Consider the following 17909-nt stretch of genomic DNA (forward strand, 5'->3'; position numbering starts at 1 on the left):
TGGAGCGGCCTATCGGAGGAACCATTCGGCGATGGCCATTCGTGACGCGTTGCTGACGCCTTCGCTTAAGGTGAGCCTTCGCACCCTGGCCATCGTGCCAAATCACCTTGATCAAGCCGCCGCTCCAGCCCCGCAAGACGAAGAGAGGGCCGCTTATCGGATCGCGCTTCGAGGTCTCCTGTACCATTAGGACAGGCCGGGAAAGCCTCTCCGAATGTCCGTATAGCCCGTCGCCAACCAGACCTTCACACCGCTCGGGACCGGGATCATCGCCGCTCCAGCACATCAGAAATCCGACCGAGCGCTTCGGGGTCGACGTCACTCTCGACCCGCAGGCGACGGCCTCGGCCAAGCTCGATCGTGACGATACTTGCCCTTTTGCGCGGCCGGGAGACCGGCGGCTCCGCTGGCGACGACGGCGGCGGCTCGACGATTTCTACCGGAATGAGCTGCGGGACGGACGGCGCGGATATCTGACAGAGTTCCTTGCGCCAGCGAAAAAGCTGGCTCACATGGACACCGGCCGTTCGCGCGATCTCGGAAACGCGCGCCTCCGGCATGAATGCCGCGGCGACGAGCCGTTCCTTCTCCTCGCGAGACCAGCGCCGACGCCGCTCGACCGACGTGATCACCTCAATCTGATGCTTCGTCATAGCACTACTCATAAATGGGGTACTTAGCTTGCGCTGCATCTGTGGTGGGTGAAGAGAGGTGCTGCGCTTCGAGCTGATGATAAAACGTGGTCTGCGAGACCTTCCTGCACCGCGATCTTGACGCCGTCTACAACGCCATCGAACTGCCGTGGAGCAACGGCCAGGCGGAGGGCCAAATCAACCGCCTGAAGACAATCAAGCGTGCGATGTATGGCAGAGCTGGCCCGGAGCTGCTCAGGGCACGCATGCTGCCGCTCGACCAAAATCGCCACCACACAAAGTGAGGAAGACCCTAATTAAAGGCCAAGCGACACCTTGATCCGCCTCGCCGATGATTGCGGAACCCGAGAGGACGCCGGCTGGGCAGCGTCTCCGCGGAACTTTTGCGCTCGTTTTAAATTTAGCCAATGCTCGTTTCCGAAAGGCCCATCATGAACGTAAGCGACGAAAGAACCGTCTCGCTGTGGGCGACGGTCAAAGCTGCGCCTGACGCGGTTCCACTCATGGAAAACGATCAGGCCGACGTCATCGTCATCGGCGCCGGAATTGCCGGTTTGTCGGTAGCCTACGAGTTCGCCGTGTGTGGGCAGAAAGTCGCTGTTATCGATCGCGGCGAAATCGGCAGCGGGATGACCGCGCGGACAACCGCCCACCTTTCATCGATATGCGATGACTATTTCTCCCAGCTGATCGAGCTGCGGGGGCGCGAGCTGGCCCGGCATTTTTATCAAAGTCAGTCAGCCGCAATTGACCGTATCGAAGCGATCCAAAAGAGCGAGGGCATAGCCTGCGACTTCAGACGTGTCGACGGCTTTTTATTTCCGTCATCCGGAGCGGAGGATGCCAGTCTCGAGCGCGAGCTCGACGCAGCACTCCAAATCGGGGTCGCGGTAGAAAAAATCGTTGGTTTGCCGTTTGTTGAGTTTTCAGCGGCGCCAGCCCTCCGCTATGGCCGTCAGGCGACGTTCCACCCGCTCAAGTATCTACGTGGGCTGGCTACCAGCATTTGCGCGCGTGGCGGCAGGTTATGCTGTGATACAGTTGTCGAAAAGGTCGAGGAAGCCGAAGACGGCGTCCGCGTGTCAACGAGCTCTGGGCTCAGCCTCACCGGAAGATGGGCCGTTGTCGCAACTAATTCGCCGATCAATGACCGTGTCGCCATCCACACCAAACAAGCGCCATATCGGACCTACGCGATGTCGTTCGAAATCGACCCCGGAGCCGTTCCGGATGGGCTCTACTGGGACATGGAAGATCCGTATCACTATGTCCGCCTGCAACCCGGTGAGGGCGCGAGCGACTTTCTCCTGGTAGGCGGCGAGGACCACAAAACGGGTGCGGTTGACGATGCTGAACGGCGGTTCGCCGCTTTGACGGCCTGGATCAAGCGCCTGGTGCCCAGTCTCGGCGCTGAAACCCATCGCTGGTCCGGCCAAGTAATGGAAGCCATCGACTACACTGGTTTCATTGGCCGCAATCCGGGGAACGAGCGTGTGTTTGTGATCACCGGCGACTCCGGCGAAGGCATGACGCATGGAGTTGTCGCTTCGCTATTGATCCGGGACCTGATCCTTAAAGGCAGCAGTCCGTGGCGGGACCTTTACGAGCCGTCTCGCAAAACCACGGGAGCGATTGTGGACTATCTCGTGGAGAACGCGACGGCGGTTAAGAATTTCGCAGAGTATGTTGCGCCTGGCGAGGTCGACTCCGTCGATAAGCTCCAGCCAGGACAGGGTGCCATCGTCCGCGAGGGCTTGACCAAGGTTGCCGCCTTCCGCGCCGAGGACGGGACGTTATACAAACGATCCGCGTCCTGCACGCATATTGGCTGCCACGTGCATTGGAATTCCCTTGAACGTTGCTGGGACTGTCCTTGCCACGGCTCGCATTTCGCGGTCGACGGCACGGCCCTGAATGGGCCCGCCGTCTCGCCTTTGGCTGACCTCTGATAGCTACGAGCATTGAAGTCTTGGCCGCAAATTCTACAGGTGAGTAGTTCATCTTGTGACGCCAAGTCGCCCATTTCACAACCTCGATATTTAATCTCTGAATTGCTGTCCGCGACAGTCGCCGGTTATCGTCCCACAAGTCAGTTCGAGCGCCGCTAATGTCCGTGGCGAGTGGTAGGAACCCTCATCCTCTCAATCGATAGGGCAGGGCAGGCGTTGGCACATTCGATGCCGTTCGGGGCCTTCCACCCCAACAGAAGCGGTGCGATCAGAGCTTTAAATGGTCGTTTAGTGCCTCGGCGTTAGGGGTTGGCTCTCCCTGATGTTGCGCACTGAGCCAGGCTCGGGAACCTTATCGCCGGGGCGCAAACTAATGCGGATGTTTGCTGCCCGTGTTGTCCTCACGCGCTCAGTCTTGTCGTTGAAGTGATCTCGGAGCCGGGTGGCCCCGCCAGATCTTACGCGCAGGCGGCTGGAGATATCGCTCGGTTGATCGCCATTGAAGAATTTAGGCATACGAGTATTATGGTACACCGTAATATCACTAGCATCGGCAGACGAACCGATATTAAGGTAAGAGGATGAACGCTGATTTGCGGGAGACCGACATCCGAGTAGAGCGTCCGGCCAAGACATTGAGGGAATTAGCACTCGAAAAGGTCCGGGATGCGATTGTAGACGGCTATTTCAAACCTGGCGAACGTCTCGTCGAGCGTGATCTCTGCGGTCAATTGGGCGTGAGCCGCACGGTCGTCCGTGAGGTGCTACGTCATCTCGAATCCGAGGGGCTCGTGGCGAGCTTACCGAACAAGGGACCGATCGTCGCGCTCCTCGACTTGGATGAGGCAAAGCAGATTTATGAAATCCGTGGTGCCCTCGAAGGAATGGCTGCGCGGCTGTGCGCGGAACGACGCGACCCGGCCATCGCGGAGGCTCTTGAAGCGTCGTTGAAGGGCATCCGCGAGAGCTATGCCGCCAAGGACATGCATGGCGTTCTCAACCAGACGTCCGCTTTCTATCAAACATTGTTCACCCGGGTTGATCGGCACGTCGCCTGGGGCGTCGTGAATCTTCTGACCGTCCGGATCAACCATCTGCGCTCCATGACGATCAAGACCAAGAATCGCGACGTCGAAGGACCTGCGCAAATGGAAAAAATCGTGAACGCGATCAGAAGGGGCGACGGCGAAGCCGCCTGCAGAGCCGCCCTTGACCATGTCGCCCGCGCCGCTGCCATCGCGGAAACGCTCATCGCCGCTCAGCAGACGGGCGAGTGAATAGTTACGGTGGAAGGCAGAATGGCCCTGCCTTCCCTGAGACGATGCTGTCGACCTGGCCCAGCCCCGGTTATCCAGGAGTTGGTCACCGATCGCTTCTCCAAAGGCGACGGCATTGTAACTGAGCCCGCGGCACCTCCTTTTCCTGAAATAGCGCCCCACACACATCGGACGCCTGGGCAGCGGCCGCCGGCGACCAGTGTGGCGTTCGGCCCTGGGTCCATCTGACAGGCTTCGCGCACCCGCGCAGCGACAGGAGGTTGGCTTCTCTCCCGCAAGTCGCCGACGCAAGGCGATTTTCTTCAATGTCATCCGTTGCTTCCGACGTTTTTGGCTCGGCTTTAAGGCTCGCTTGACACTGCAATATTATGGTATACCATAAGACGTAATAGATAATGATAGGGAAGATTTTTCAATGCCCGTTCAGATCCGCAAGACGCTGCTCCAGATCGAAACGACCTTGATCGAAGGAGGCAAGGCCACCCCGCAGCCGTTGAAGCTGTTTTCGGCGCTGGCGGTGGTGAAAAATCCGTGGGCGGGGCGGGGCTTCGTGGAGGACCTCAAGCCGGAGATCCATGCGGCAGCACCTGTGCTTGGGGAGCTCCTGACCAGAATGATTATCGACGCCGTGGGCTCAGGCGAAGCGGTCGAAGGCTACGGCAAGGCCGCCGTTGTGGGGCTTGACGGTGAGATCGAGCATGCCTCGGCACTCATCCATACGCTGCGCTTCGGCAATCACTATCGCCAAGCGGTCGGCGCCAAGTCGTATCTCGCCTTCTGCAATACGCGCGGCCCCGCCAACGCCACCGTCATGATCCCACTGATGGACAAGAACGATGAGGGTCGCCGTTCTCACTACCTGACGATTCAGACGGCGATGCCCGATGCGCCGGCCGCCGATGAAATCGTCGTGGCTCTTGGCGCATCGGTTGGCGGACGCCCGCACCATCGGATCGGCGACCGCTATCAGGATCTGAAGGACCTCGGTCAGGACGTCGCCAATCCGGCCGGCGTCTAAACGGCAGGCACTTCGATGCAGACGGTCACATCAAATACGTCCGGGGAGGGCGGCACTGCGCTGCCGCGTAAGACGACTGTGCGCGGAGCCGCCTACCTCGAAGCCGGTGAGGGCGAGCCGTTGATCCTCATTCACGGCGTCGGCATGCGCCTCGAGGCCTGGGCGCCGCAGATCGAAGCCTTCGCCAAGACCCACCGCGTCATCGCGGTGGACATGCCCGGGCATGGCGGGAGCGAGAAAATCGCGGCGGGCAGCACGGTGCGCGACTTCGTCGACTGGTTCGGCCGCTTTCTGGACGATATCGGTATCGTCCGTGCGAATCTCGCGGGGCACTCGATGGGTGCGCTGATTTCCGGCGGCGCGGCGGCAACCTTCGCCAACCGCATCACGCGTGTCGCTTATCTCAACGGCGTTTACCGCCGCGATCCCGCGGCAAAGGCGGCCGTCCTGGCCCGCGCAGCGGCGATCCGAACAAGCGGCGTGGACACGGCGGGACCGTTGCTGCGATGGTTCGGCGATGATCCGCAGAGCCAGCGAGCACGGGAATTGACCCGCGCGTGGTTAGAGGCGGTCGATCCGGAAGGCTACGCGATCGCCTATACCGCCTTTGCAAACGGCGACGAGACCTATGCCGATTGCTGGCCTTCCGTCACTTGCCCCGCCCTTTTCCTCACGGGTTCGGGAGACCCGAACTCGACGCCGGAAATGGCTGAGCAGATGGCGTCCCAGACGCCGAACGGATGGGCCCGCGTCGTCGATGGTCACAGACATATGGTCAATCTGACCGCGCCGGAAAGCGTCAATGCGCTGATGGCGGAGTGGCTGAATTACCGGGAGGAGCCGGCATGAGTGTGGAAGATCCAAGAGCCTTGCGCGACGCCTTTGGCGCCTTTGCGACCGGAGTGACGGTGGTGACGGCGAACAATCCGGCGGGCCGGCCAATCGGTTTTACAGCCAATTCCTTTACCTCGGTCTCGTTGGATCCGCCCCTGCTGCTCGTGTGTATTGCCAAGACCTCGCGCAATTACGAGACGATGACCGGAGCGGAGCGTTTTGCCGTCAACGTCCTGTCCGAAACGCAAAAAGACATTTCCAACACGTTTGCCCGGCCGGTCGAGGATCGGTTCGCGTCCGTCGACTGGAGGAAAGGGCCGAATGGTTGCCCGATCTTTTCCCAGGTCGCGGCCTGGTTCGAGTGTTCGAAGCAGGACCTCATCGAGGCTGGCGATCATGTGATAATGGTCGGGCGCGTAACGGCCTTCGAGAACAGCGGACTAAATGGCCTCGGCTATGCCCGCGGCGGCTATTTCACGCCCAGGCTGGCGGGCAAGGCCGTTTCCGCGGCCGTCGGGGGCGAAATTCGTCTCGGCGCAGTGCTCGAGCAGCAGGGCTCAGTATATCTCGTGGGCGATGAAACGCTGTCGATCCCGAGTTGCACCGTCGAAGGCGATGACCCCGCCCGGACCCTGGCGGCGCATCTCGAGCAATTGACCGGACTGAACGTCACCATCGGCTTTCTCTATTCGGTCTATGAAGACAAGAGCGATGGACGGCAACACATCGTCTATCACGCATTGGCCAGCGACGGTGCCCCGCAAAGAGGCCGGTTCCTGAGGCCGGAGGACGCCGCCCAGGCGAAATTCTACAGCACCGCGACCGCCGACATCATCAATCGTTTCGTGCTCGAAAGCTCCATCGGCAATTTCGGTATGTACTTCGGCGACGAGACCGGCGGCACGGTTCACCCGATCGCGAAGAAGGACGCGCGCTCATGAAATTCTCGCTTTTCGTTCACATGGAGCGCCTGGATGCCTCCCAGGACCACAAGACGCTGTACGAAGAATTCGTCGCGCTTTGCGAGATCGCCGACCAAGGCGGCATGCACGCGATCTGGACCGGTGAACATCACGGAATGGAGTTTACCATTGCGCCCAATCCCTTCGTCACGATTGCCGACCTTGCCCGCCGCACCAGAACAGCGCGGCTTGGAACCGGCACGGTGATCGCCCCGTTCTGGCATCCGATCAAGCTCGCGGGCGAAGCCGCGATGACGGACCTGATCTGCGATGGCCGGCTCGATATCGGGATTGCCCGCGGCGCCTATTCCTTTGAATACGAGCGGCTGTTGCCGGGCCTCGATGCCTGGAGCGCCGGGCAGCGCATGCGCGAGCTCATTCCGGCGGTGAAGGGGATTTGGGCGGGTGACTACAGCCACAATGGCGAGTTCTTCAAGTTTCCTGCCACGACCTCGTCGCCGAAGCCCCTGCAGAAACCCCATCCGCCTATATGGGTTGCTGCGCGCGATCCGAACTCGCACGAATTTGCCGTCGCGAACGGCTGCAATGTGCAGGTGACGCCGCTCTGGCAAGACGACGACGAGGTGCGGAGCCTGATGGGACGGTTCAACGACGCCTGCGCCAAGAACCCCAAGGTCGAGCGGCCGAAGATCATGCTGCTGCGTCACACCTATGTCGGCTCCGACGAGGTGGACATCGCACAGGCCGCGCATGAGATGAGCGTCTACTACAACTACTTCTTCGCCTGGTTCAAGAACGAGAGGCCGATCACACAAGGCCTCATCGAGCGGATTCCGGATGAGGAGATTGCCGCCAACGCCATGCTCTCGGCCGAGGCAATGCGACGCAACAACGTCGTTGGTGCAGCCGACGAGGTCATCGCTCGCATCAAGAGCTACGAGGCGATGGGTTATGACGAATATTCCTTCTGGATCGACACGGGCATGACCTTCGAGCGCAAGAAGGCGTCGCTTGAACGCTTCATCGCCGAGGTCATGCCGGCATTTGCGGAGTAGGGCACATGCAGCGCTTCCAGTGTTACATCAACGGTGAATTCGCGGACGGCGAAGTCCGGTTCGAAAGCATCGACCCTGCCACCGGCCGTGCCTGGGCGGAGATGCCGGAGGCGCGAGAAGCGGACGTCGATCGTGCCGTCGAGGCTGCGTGCAACGCCCTCCATGACGGGCCCTGGCACAAATTTTCCGCCACGCAGAGAGGCAAGCTCCTCTACAAGCTTGCCGATCTCGTTGCAGAAAATGCCGGCAAGCTCGCCGAACTCGAGACGCGCGACACGGGCAAGGTCATTCGCGAGACCTCGGCGCAAATCGCCTATGTGGCGGATTATTATCGCTATTACGCGGGCATCGCCGACAAGATCGAAGGATCCTATCTGCCGATCGACAAGCCGGATATGGATGTCTGGCTCCGCCGCGAACCGATCGGCGTCGTCGCCATGGTCGTGCCCTGGAACAGCCAGCTTTTCCTCTCGGCGGTGAAGATCGGTCCGGCGCTTGCGGCCGGCTGCACCATGGTGGTGAAGGCTTCGGAGGACGGACCGGCACCGCTCCTCGAATTTGCGCGGCTGGTGCATGAGGCGGGCTTTCCCGCCGGCGTCGTCAACATCATCACCGGCTTCGGCCCCTCCTGCGGCGCGGCGCTCAGCCGACATCCTCAAGTGGACCACATCGCCTTCACCGGTGGGCCGGAGACCGCGCGCCATGTGGTGCGGAATTCGGCGGAGAATCTAGCCTCGACCTCGCTTGAGCTCGGCGGCAAGTCGCCCTTCATCGTCTTCGCCGACGCCGACCTCGAAAGCGCCGCCAACGCGCAGGTCGCCGGAATCTTTGCCGCGACGGGACAGAGCTGTGTCGCGGGCTCGCGGCTGATCGTCGAAAAGAGCGTCAAGGATCGCTTCCTGCGGATCCTCAAGGCCAAGGCGGAGTCGATCCGGATCGGAAGCCCTCTCGATATGGCGACGGAGGTCGGCCCGCTCGCGACTGAGCGCCAGCGCGACCATGTAGAAGCACTGGTCGCCCGCTCGCTCAGCGCCGGCGCCGGGCTCGTGACCGGCGGCACCGCGCCTGAAGGTGATGGCTTCTATTTTCGCCCGACCATTCTCGATTGCGACGGTAGCGCCTCGCCGTCGCTCGATAACGAGTTCTTCGGTCCCGTACTCTCGGTCCTGTCCTTCGAAACCGAGGCCGAAGCTCTGCGTCTCGCCAACGACACGCGCTACGGGCTTGCGGCCGGTGTCTTTACGCAGAACCTCACGCGGGCGCACCGGTTGATGAAGGGGATCCGCGCTGGGATCGTCTGGGTCAACACCTACCGGGCGGTGTCCCCGATCGCGCCCTTCGGCGGTTTCGGGCTCTCCGGCCATGGGCGCGAGGGCGGCCTCGAAGCCGCGCTCGACTACACGCGGACGAAGACCGTCTGGCTCAGGACGTCGGACGATCCGATCCCAGACCCGTTCGTGATGCGGTGACGGCGATGTTCTACGAGATCCGCACCTATCGACTGAAGAACGGCGCCATCCCGGCCTACCTGCAGGTGGTGGAGGACGAGGGGATCGCCATCCAGAGGAGGCATCTTGGCGAACTCGTCGCCTACTTCTTCTCCGAGATCGGTCCGATCAACGAGATCGTCCACATCTGGGCTTATGCGAGCCTCGACGACCGTGAGCGGCGCAGGGCGACACTGATGGACGACCCCGACTGGCGGGCATTCCTCCCCAAGATACGCGACCTTATCGAAGTCGCGGAGAACAAGATCATGAAGGCTACGCGCTTTTCGCCCACCGGCGGCGGCGCATCACCAGAACAACCAATCAAGTAAAACCGGGAACAACGGAGCAAGGGAACATGAAGAGGATATTCGCTTTAACGATCGTCGCCGCCGCCATGGCAACATCCGCGCCGGCATCCGCCGCCGATCTCGTTTTTTCAAGCTGGGGCGGCACGACCCAGGACGCGCAGAAGGCTGCCTGGGCTGACAAGTTCGCGGAAAAGACCGGCATCAACGTGCTGCAGGACGGGCCGACCGACTACGGCAAGCTCAAGGCCATGGTCGAGGCGAATGCCGTCACCTGGGACGTAGTCGACGTCGAGGGCGACTACGCCGCGCAGGCCGGCAAGAAAGGTCTTCTCGAAAAGCTCGACTTCTCAGTTATCGACAAATCGAAACTCGACCCGCGTTTCGTCACCGACTACTCGGTCGGCAGTTTCTATTATTCTTTCGTCATTGGCTGCAACAAGGACGTGGTCGATGCCTGCCCAAAGACGTGGGCCGACCTTTTCGATACGGAAAAGTTCCCCGGCAAGCGCACCTTCTACAAGTGGTCGGCGCCTGGCGTCATTGAAGCAGCGCTTCTCGCGGACGGCGTTCCGGCCGACAAGCTCTATCCGCTCGATCTCGACCGCGCCTTCAAAAAGCTCGACACTATCAAGGGCGACATCATCTGGTGGTCCGGCGGCGCACAGTCGCAGCAGCTCCTTGCCTCTGCTGAGGCGCCCTTCGGCAGCCTCTGGAACGGTCGCATGACCGCGCTAGCCCAAAGTGGCATCAATACCGAAACCTCCTGGGAGCAGAACATCACGGCCGCCGATTCACTCGTCGTGCCGAAGGGAACGAAGAATAAGGAAGCGGCGATGAAGTTCATTGCACTTGCAACATCGGCCGAGGCTCAAGCTGAACTCGCCAGTTTAACCGGCTACGCGCCCATCAATCTGGATTCCCCAAAAATGATGGACCCGGAAGTGGCCAAAACGCTGCCGGACGCGCAGACGGCGAGCCAGGTTAACGCCGACATGAACTACTGGGCAGAAAACCGCGATGCGATTGGTGAGCGCTGGTACGCCTGGCAGGCGAAATAACCACCGGGAACCACTGGGAGGACGGCTGTGGCGTTCTTCCGGTGCTCCGGCGGTCAGAGGGCTGCGTGCTGTCCCGTGACGGCGCATTGCCCTCTTAATGGGAGGAAAGACGACGATGGTTACGCAGACCGAAACCGAGAGCGGGAGACCGTTTGCGCCCGTACGCGCCCGGCGGCCGAGCGACTTTGATCTGACTTTGCCGGCGCTCGGCCTGCTGATCCTGTTCTTCGTGCTGCCGGTTGCCATCCTGCTGATGCGCAGCGTCACGGAACCAATGCCGGGCCTCGGCAACTACGCCGAACTGCTGGGCTCTTCGACCTATTTGCGCATATTTGTAAACACCTTCATCGTATCCGGCCTGGTGACGTTTGTCTCATTGCTGATCGGTTTTCCGGTCGCTTGGGCGCTCGCCATCATGCCCAGCCGCGTCGCTTCGGTCGTCTTCGCCATTCTGCTCCTGTCCATGTGGACCAATCTGCTGGCACGCACCTATGCCTGGATGGTGCTGCTGCAGCGCACCGGTGTCATCAACAAGCTGCTGATCGGGATGGGGCTCATCGACAAGCCGCTGCCACTCGTCAACAATCTGACCGGTGTGACGATCGGCATGACCTACATCATGCTGCCCTTCATCATCCTGCCGCTCTATGGCGTCATTCGGAAGATCGACCCGGCCATCCTGCAGGCGGCCGCACTTTGTGGCGCCAACCGCTGGCAATCGCTCGTCCGCGTGCTCTTGCCGCTGGCGATGCCGGGCATGGCGGCGGGCGCGCTCATGGTCTTCGTCATGTCGCTCGGCTACTTCGTCACGCCGGCGCTGCTCGGCGGTACCGCGAACATGATGCTCGCCGAACTCATTGCGCAGTTCGTCCAGTCTCTCGTCAATTGGGGCATGGGTGGTGCCGCAGCCCTTGTGCTGCTGGTGGTCACACTGGCGCTTTACGCCGTCCAGCTCCGCTTCTTCGGCACCAATCGGATGGGAGGGCGCTGAGATGCTTTTGAACTTCGATCGCCTCGGCTGGTGGAAGCTCGTTCTCCTCGGCATCACGCTGCTGACGACGGCATTTCTGCTTCTGCCGATCCTGTTCATCGCGGCGCTGTCCATGGGATCGTCGCAATGGCTGATCTTTCCGCCACCCGGCTGGACGTTCAAATGGTATCAGGAGCTTCTCGCCGATCCGCGTTGGCTCGAGTCCGCCTGGACGAGCTTCCAGATCGCGATCATTGTTACTGTCCTCTCGGTGCTGCTAGGGCTCGTGACCTCGTTCGGCCTAACCCGAGGGCGTTTCCCGCTCCGAGAAGCGTTGAAGGCGCTGTTCCTGACGCCGATGATCTTGCCGGTCGTGGTACTTGCGGTCGCGCTCTACGCATTTTTCCTGCAGATCGGACTCAACGGGACCCTAACGGGCTTCGTCATCTCCCATCTGGTGCTGGCGCTTCCCTTCTCGATCCTGTCGATCACCAATGCGCTCGAAGGCTTCGACAAATCGATCGAGGATGCCGCCGTGTTGTGCGGCGCGTCTCCGCTCGAAGCCAAGCTTCGCGTGACGCTGCCGGCCATCAGCCACGGCATCTTCTCTGCAGCGATCTTCTCCTTCCTCACCTCCTGGGACGAAGTGGTCGTTGCAATCTTCATGTCGAGCCCGACGCTCCAGACGCTCCCCGTGAAAATTTGGGCGACGCTGCGGCAGGATCTGACACCGGTCGTTGCCGCGGCTTCCACACTTCTCATTCTCTTGACCGTGCTTTTGATGGTGCTCGTCGCTCTCGTTCGCAAAGGACTGAAATCATGAGCAAACCTTTCCTGCAAATCCGGGGTATTCGCAAAGAGTACGGGCCGGTGACCGCCGTGCAAGACGTCAATCTCGATGTCGCGCAGGGCGAGTTCCTGACATTTCTCGGCCCGTCGGGATCGGGCAAGAGCACCACGCTCTATATTCTCGCCGGCTTTGAGAACCCGACGTGCGGCGACATCCTGCTCAACGGCGAAACGCTGCTCATGACGCCATCGCACAAGCGCAACATCGGTATGGTATTCCAGCGCTATACGTTGTTCCCTCATCTTTCCGTCGGCGAGAACATCGCCTTTCCGCTGAAGGTCCGCCGCCTGCCGAAGGCGGAGATCGACGCCAAGGTGCGCGAGATGCTGAAGCTCGTGCGGCTCGAAGGCTTCGAGGATCGCAAGCCGGCGCAAATGTCAGGCGGCCAGCAGCAGCGCGTCGCATTGGCGCGCGCTCTTGCCTATGATCCGCCTGTGCTGCTGATGGACGAGCCGCTCTCGGCACTCGACAAGAAACTGCGCGAGGAGATCCAGCACGAGATCCGCCGGATTCATCAGCAGACGGAGGTGACGATCCTCTACGTTACGCACGACCAGGAGGAAGCGCTTCGCCTTTCCGATCGGATCGCCGTTTTTTCGAAGGGCGTGATCGACCAGATCGGTACCGGGCCGGAGCTCTACGGCAATCCCTCTACGCGGTTCGTCGCCGAGTTCATCGGAGACAGCGATTTCCTGCCCTGCAATGTGGTCTCCACGGCGAACGGCCGGGCAGAGGTCGCAATCTGTGACACAATGAGAGTGGCCAACGTTCCCCTGCATGGGACTGCCTCCTCCGGAGGCAAAGCCTCCCTCATGCTGAGACCGGAACGCCTGCTCCTGTCTAAAACGCGATCGGACACCGGGTTGCCCGCCACGGTTAGCGATATCACCTTCCTCGGCAACAACGTGCACGTCGCAACAAAGACCAACAAGGGCAACGACCTGTCTGTCCGCCTTCCGTTCGGTCACGAGGCGATCTCGGGGCTCGCTCGCGGCGATGCCGTTTGGTTGAGGTTCGATGCCGGATCGGCGCACGTCTTCGGTCAATGAAGGTAGCCGACGCGGCATCGGGACGACAGAAATCTGGCTCTTCGGGAGCAAGACGCGCACGTTCGCGCGAGGAGGCCTGTGAATGACGATTTCGGAAACCCTGCTCGTCAAACTGAAGGATACCAGCCTTGCAGTTGACAAGGGGCTGGTCGGCGCCGAGTGGCTCGCGAGAAGCGACAGCGGCAAGACATTCGACGTCACCAATCCAGCGACGGGCGAGGCTATCGCCACATTGCCCGACATGGGCCGGGCCGAAACCGCGCATGCCATCGATGCGGCGCACGCAGCGCAAAAGGCATGGGCGAAAAAGACCGGCAAGGAACGCGCCGCGGTGCTGCGCAACCTCTACGACCTGATGGTTGCCAATGCCGACGACCTTGCTACCATCCTGACCATGGAAATGGGCAAGCCGCTCGCGGAGGCGAGGGGCGAAATCCTTTACGGGGCGTCCTACGTCGAATGGTTCGGCGAGGAAGCAAAGCGCGTCTATGGCGACACCATTCCCGGACACCGGCCAGACAAGCGCATCATCGTGATCAAGCAACCGGTCGGGGTCGTGGCCGCGATCACTCCGTGGAATTTTCCGAACGCGATGCTCGCCCGCAAGATGTCGCCGGCGGTTGCCGCCGGCTGCGCAATGGTCGCGAAGCCTGCGGCGGAAACGCCGCTTTCGGCGCTTGCGATCGCGGTTTTGGCGGAGCGCGCCGGCCTGCCGGCGGGGCTCTTCAACGTCGTCCTCTCGACCGACTCCGCCAGTATTGGCAAGGAGATGTGTGCGAACGACAAGGTGCGCAAGCTTACCTTCACCGGATCGACCGATGTCGGCAAGATCCTGATGCGCCAGGGCGCTGATCAGATCATGAAGCTTGGCCTCGAACTCGGGGGCAACGCGCCCTTCATCGTCTTTGACGATGCGGATCTCGACGCGGCGGTCGAAGGGGCCATGATCTCCAAGTACCGCAACAACGGTCAGACCTGCGTCTGCGCCAACAGGCTCTTCGTGCAGGCCGGCGTCTATGACGGCTTTGCCGCGAAGCTTGCCGCCAAGGTTCGGGAGATGAAGATTGGCGACGGATTCGAACCGGGTATCGACGCCGGCCCGCTGATCTCCGAAAAGGCACTCGCCAAGGTCGAGGAACATATCGGTGACGCTGTGGCAAAGGGCGCGGAAGTGGTTCTCGGCGGCAATGCCCGAGGCGGCCTGTTTTTCGAGCCAACCGTGCTGACGGGTGTCACTATCGACATGAAGATCGCTCGCGAGGAAACCTTTGGACCTGTTGCGCCGCTCTTCAAATTCGAGACGGAGGAGGAGGTCATTGAAACGGCCAACAATACCGAGTTTGGTCTGGCGTCCTACTTCTACTCGAAGGATATGAGCAAGATCTTCCGCGTAGCGGAAGCGCTGGAATACGGCATGGTCGGCGTCAACACCGGCCTGATCTCCACAGAGGCGGCCCCCTTCGGCGGCATCAAGCAGTCCGGCCAGGGCCGCGAAGGCTCCAAGTATGGCATTGAAGACTATGTGGAGATCAAATACCTCTGCCTAAGCATCTGACCGTGGCGCAGGTTTCGCGCTGACCAATGCAACGGGGCAAATCTCGACACGGAGTGTGCGCCAAGCTTCGCACTTGGATGGTGAGCCGAAGCGCGAGACAGGAACGCGCGCCTCTAGCATAACTTAGCGATCCCGCGCGAGCGGGCTCGCGTGCTGCCCTCGAAAGGTGCCCCGTACGGTTTGTCGGGAAGATGTTCGCGTTCTGAGCTCAATAAATCGCATTATGTGATCAGGCCTTTATCAACGAAAGACAAGCAGAACCCTTGATAGCAAACGGCTACCATGCGATTCTTCAGGTTATGATCCGAAGGAGATGAGAATGTCGGAAACGATGCTTGCATCGCTTGCCAACATTCGGCCCACAGAAAGATATGATTGTGGCCTTTCGCGATGAGGAGCAGTGCCGGCGATTGCTGGAAAGCATGGCTGCCCGGCTGGGAGAGTTTACCCTGCCTGTGGTTACAAACGCTCGATTGCTATAGCCGCGCGCGACAGACACTGGCAAGCGGCGTGCGCGTTCGGGTCTCTATCAGTGTTCCAGCGGCGATTGCCGGTTCCAGTTCGCGGTGACGACCTACACGCCTCTGCATTCCACCAAACTACCTTTGAGTCTTTGGCTGAAGGGCATGTGGCTGATGTTGCAGTCGGATGAAGGTTTGTCGTCGGTGCGCCTCGCCGAGGCTCTGGGAGTGAGCCAACCCACGGCCTGGCGGATGGGACGCGCTCTGCGTCTCATGGCGGCGCGCGAGCACATGCTCGATGGCACGGTGGAGATCGACCATTTTCATCTCGGTGGGCGACCAAGAATAAATCCGGACGATCCACCGCCTGGACGGGGCCGAAAAGGTCAGCCAAATACGCAGAAGACACCGGTCATGGTGATGGTGCAGCGACCAGTGACGTCACACTCGGCACTCCGGCCGGTGAGGCGCGTGTTGTGGTGGTGACTGGTCTTTCGCTACGTGCAGCGGCGCGCGCCGCCGAAACGCAGATCGAACCTCATGCCTGCGTGATGAGTGATGAGGCGACACCGCTCATAGCCCTTGGCGAGAACTATGCCAGGCATGACACCGTGAAGCATTCGAGCCGCGAATACGTTCGGGACGCCGTTCATGTCAATTGGGTCGAAGGTTTCAATTCCCGGGTCCGCCGCACAATTGCCGGTGTCTTTCATCATCTCAGCCCCCAACATGCCGACCTGTATTTCCACGAGATTGGCTTCCGCTGGTCACAGCGCATTGTTTCGGGCCAGGCAGTGCGGAAAAGCCGAATTGGCAGGGAACGCATGAAAACCCTGTGGTCAAGGGTGCCGCCGGCGCTGCAATTGCTGCAAGTCTTTCGCGCCGCTACCGGCCGCCAAATGCGGAGAAGTCCGGATGGTGGGATCATCGCAAATCAGCAGTCGCTGTCTTTGGTTGATAAAGGCGATGTATCGACCGGAACTCTGCTCTCTGCCCGCTGACACTAATTCAACGTGGAGGAATTACCCGTGGCCGGTCACTGCCGCCTAAAGCAAGATCCCTTCTCCGGAGTTGGTTGGCGTTTTCCTCTTCGAGGGCCTTCAAGCGCTCCGCCTCGAAGGGACGCTTGATTCAATTGCAAACGACATTGCGCTTCGAGTTTTGCGTCTGGACGAAAGTTGCTCAGGGCACCTAAATGATCAAGGTTTTGGCGGGCGCGTCGCATAGGCTATAACCGCGTCAGCAATCATCTGCTTGTGGCGGTGGCGCGTGCATGCATCACTACGCGGGCGCGGCTCAGGACACAGAGATTTACTATCATAAGACTCCTATCGTACGAGGGAGCCGAGGACGGCGCTCACGTCGAGCAGCAACCCTGGGATCATTGTCTCAGTGACAGGTAAGCATGTAAACTCAGCCAGCATCGTTCCCATTGTACGGGGGGAGAGGCGCTCCTAGCCGCGGAAATGCGTCAGGCCGACCCATCTTTCGCCGGTCCGCGTTGCTTCATGATGGTGCTTGCTGTTTAGGAGGAGTCGTTCTCATGAACATCACTCAGAATTCCCAACCTGTATCGCCAGGGGAACCCGCTCCGTATTTTGCTTTACCCGCAGTGGACGGCAGCGGGACTGTTTCCTTGTCCGACTATAGGGGAAGGACCCCATTGTTTCTCGCGTTGTTCGTAGGTCTCTGGTGCCCTTTCTGCCGCCGCGCGATTGCCCAGATCTCAGCATCCGAGCCTGCGCTTAAGTCTGCCGGAGTTGAAACGCTGGGAGTTGTGGCAACACCGCCGGACAACGCCCAGCTTTATTTCCGCTATCGGCCCACACGCCTTCGTCTGGCGGCTGATCCCGAACTCTCGACGCACCAAGCATACGGCGTCCCAAGACCCAACCCGACGCCAGAATTCCTGAGGGCGCTGGAAACGACCCTGATCAACCCGGACGGGTTGTTAGCAGAACCACTGCCGATCACGAAAGCGGCCGACTCCGTTGGAAAGCTAGACGGCTACAAGGAGAACGAAACGGACCAAGTCGATATGCAGCGACAGTGGCCTCAGCTTAAGGGCCAATTTTTAATCGATAGGGACGGTTTCGTCCGCTGGGCTAATATTGAGTGTGCCGGCGATGGACTAGCCGGTCTGGGCAAGTTTCCTTCTACTTACGAAATCATGGCCGCAGCGAGCGCGCTGGCCGCATAACCATCCATGTCTCATCGCGTCCAATACCGCCCCGAACTGGAAAGCAAGCCGGTAAACGCACCCGCTCCTCGCCGGCTTAATGCCACTGTCGACCAATCTGCCCTCGATTGTCCGCTAGGCCGAATACACTGGGACAGAGGACCTGCGCGGCGGTTGACATCAGCGCTCTATGACGCTGAGAGAAGGTCTTGCATCCGCCAATGGTGGAAATACAGGGCGCGCGCCTGGTCGGAGTGTTTGGGACGGCCAGCGATTCGGC

The 17909-nt window shown here is 60.6% G+C and carries 16 protein-coding genes and 1 pseudogene; 16 read left to right on the forward strand and 1 reads right to left on the reverse strand.

Annotated features, from left to right (window positions below; all coding sequences use genetic code 11):
• Positions 1–266: 266 nt before the first annotated feature.
• Positions 267–653: an IS66-like element accessory protein TnpA gene (tnpA, locus tag AC5J09_RS05320; protein ID WP_494297142.1), complete on the reverse strand. Its 387-nt coding sequence runs from the start codon at positions 651–653 to the stop codon at positions 267–269.
• An 86-nt stretch (positions 654–739) separates the two neighbouring features.
• Here tnpA and AC5J09_RS05325 point away from each other — a divergent pair, with 86 nt between their 5' ends.
• The 16 genes and pseudogenes from AC5J09_RS05325 (at position 740) to AC5J09_RS05400 (ending at position 17650) form a co-directional block, all read left to right on the forward strand.
• A complete protein-coding gene (locus AC5J09_RS05325; protein WP_494297680.1) occupies positions 740–937 on the forward strand; it encodes a hypothetical protein in 198 nt (65 codons plus the stop codon).
• A 147-nt stretch (positions 938–1084) separates the two neighbouring features.
• On the forward strand, positions 1085–2602 hold the full coding sequence (locus AC5J09_RS05330; RefSeq protein ID WP_494297143.1) for an FAD-dependent oxidoreductase: 1518 nt from the start codon (positions 1085–1087) through the stop codon (positions 2600–2602).
• Between the two features lie 581 nt (positions 2603–3183).
• Positions 3184–3879 carry a GntR family transcriptional regulator gene (locus AC5J09_RS05335; RefSeq protein WP_494297144.1) on the forward strand — a complete coding sequence of 232 codons (696 nt, stop codon included), beginning with the start codon at positions 3184–3186 and terminating at the stop codon, positions 3877–3879.
• 415 nt (positions 3880–4294) lie between these two features.
• Entirely contained in the window at positions 4295–4897 is a 603-nt protein-coding gene (locus AC5J09_RS05340; protein WP_102764161.1) for an amino acid synthesis family protein, read from the forward strand.
• 15 nt (positions 4898–4912) lie between these two features.
• The gene (locus AC5J09_RS05345) at positions 4913–5746 is read left to right on the forward strand and encodes an alpha/beta fold hydrolase (RefSeq protein WP_494297145.1); all 834 of its coding nucleotides are present in this window, start codon (positions 4913–4915) and stop codon (positions 5744–5746) included.
• The gene (locus AC5J09_RS05350) at positions 5743–6672 is read left to right on the forward strand and encodes a flavin reductase family protein (protein WP_494297146.1); all 930 of its coding nucleotides are present in this window, start codon (positions 5743–5745) and stop codon (positions 6670–6672) included. The genes AC5J09_RS05345 and AC5J09_RS05350 overlap by 4 nt, the downstream gene beginning before the upstream one ends.
• Positions 6669–7709, forward strand: coding sequence for an LLM class flavin-dependent oxidoreductase (locus AC5J09_RS05355; RefSeq protein ID WP_494297147.1), 1041 nt, complete (start codon positions 6669–6671; stop codon positions 7707–7709). The genes AC5J09_RS05350 and AC5J09_RS05355 overlap by 4 nt, the downstream gene beginning before the upstream one ends.
• A 5-nt stretch (positions 7710–7714) precedes the next feature.
• Complete coding sequence (locus tag AC5J09_RS05360) at positions 7715–9178, forward strand: aldehyde dehydrogenase (protein WP_324763963.1); 1464 nt, start codon at positions 7715–7717, stop codon at positions 9176–9178.
• A gap of 5 nt (positions 9179–9183) precedes the next feature.
• Positions 9184–9528 carry an NIPSNAP family protein gene (locus AC5J09_RS05365; RefSeq protein WP_494297148.1) on the forward strand — a complete coding sequence of 115 codons (345 nt, stop codon included), beginning with the start codon at positions 9184–9186 and terminating at the stop codon, positions 9526–9528.
• A 26-nt stretch (positions 9529–9554) separates the two neighbouring features.
• The gene (locus AC5J09_RS05370; RefSeq protein ID WP_324763961.1) at positions 9555–10565 is read left to right on the forward strand and encodes a polyamine ABC transporter substrate-binding protein; all 1011 of its coding nucleotides are present in this window, start codon (positions 9555–9557) and stop codon (positions 10563–10565) included.
• Between the two features lie 115 nt (positions 10566–10680).
• On the forward strand, positions 10681–11556 hold the full coding sequence (locus AC5J09_RS05375; RefSeq protein WP_324763960.1) for an ABC transporter permease: 876 nt from the start codon (positions 10681–10683) through the stop codon (positions 11554–11556).
• Between the two features lies 1 nt (position 11557).
• On the forward strand, positions 11558–12358 hold the full coding sequence (locus tag AC5J09_RS05380) for an ABC transporter permease (RefSeq protein WP_494297149.1): 801 nt from the start codon (positions 11558–11560) through the stop codon (positions 12356–12358).
• Positions 12355–13434 (forward strand): ABC transporter ATP-binding protein, encoded by a 1080-nt coding sequence (locus tag AC5J09_RS05385; RefSeq protein ID WP_324763958.1) that lies wholly within the window; start codon positions 12355–12357, stop codon positions 13432–13434. Before AC5J09_RS05380 ends, AC5J09_RS05385 begins: the two co-directional genes overlap by 4 nt.
• Before the next feature lie 82 nt (positions 13435–13516).
• Positions 13517–14989, forward strand: a complete 1473-nt coding sequence (locus AC5J09_RS05390; protein WP_324763957.1) for an NAD-dependent succinate-semialdehyde dehydrogenase — start codon at positions 13517–13519, stop codon at positions 14987–14989.
• A gap of 319 nt (positions 14990–15308) precedes the next feature.
• Positions 15309–16408: pseudogene (locus AC5J09_RS05395) on the forward strand (IS1595 family transposase).
• Between the two features lie 585 nt (positions 16409–16993).
• Positions 16994–17650, forward strand: coding sequence for a redoxin domain-containing protein (locus tag AC5J09_RS05400; protein ID WP_324763956.1), 657 nt, complete (start codon positions 16994–16996; stop codon positions 17648–17650).
• Positions 17651–17909: the final 259 nt, after the last annotated feature.

Source organism: Sinorhizobium sp. (assembly GCF_059070375.1).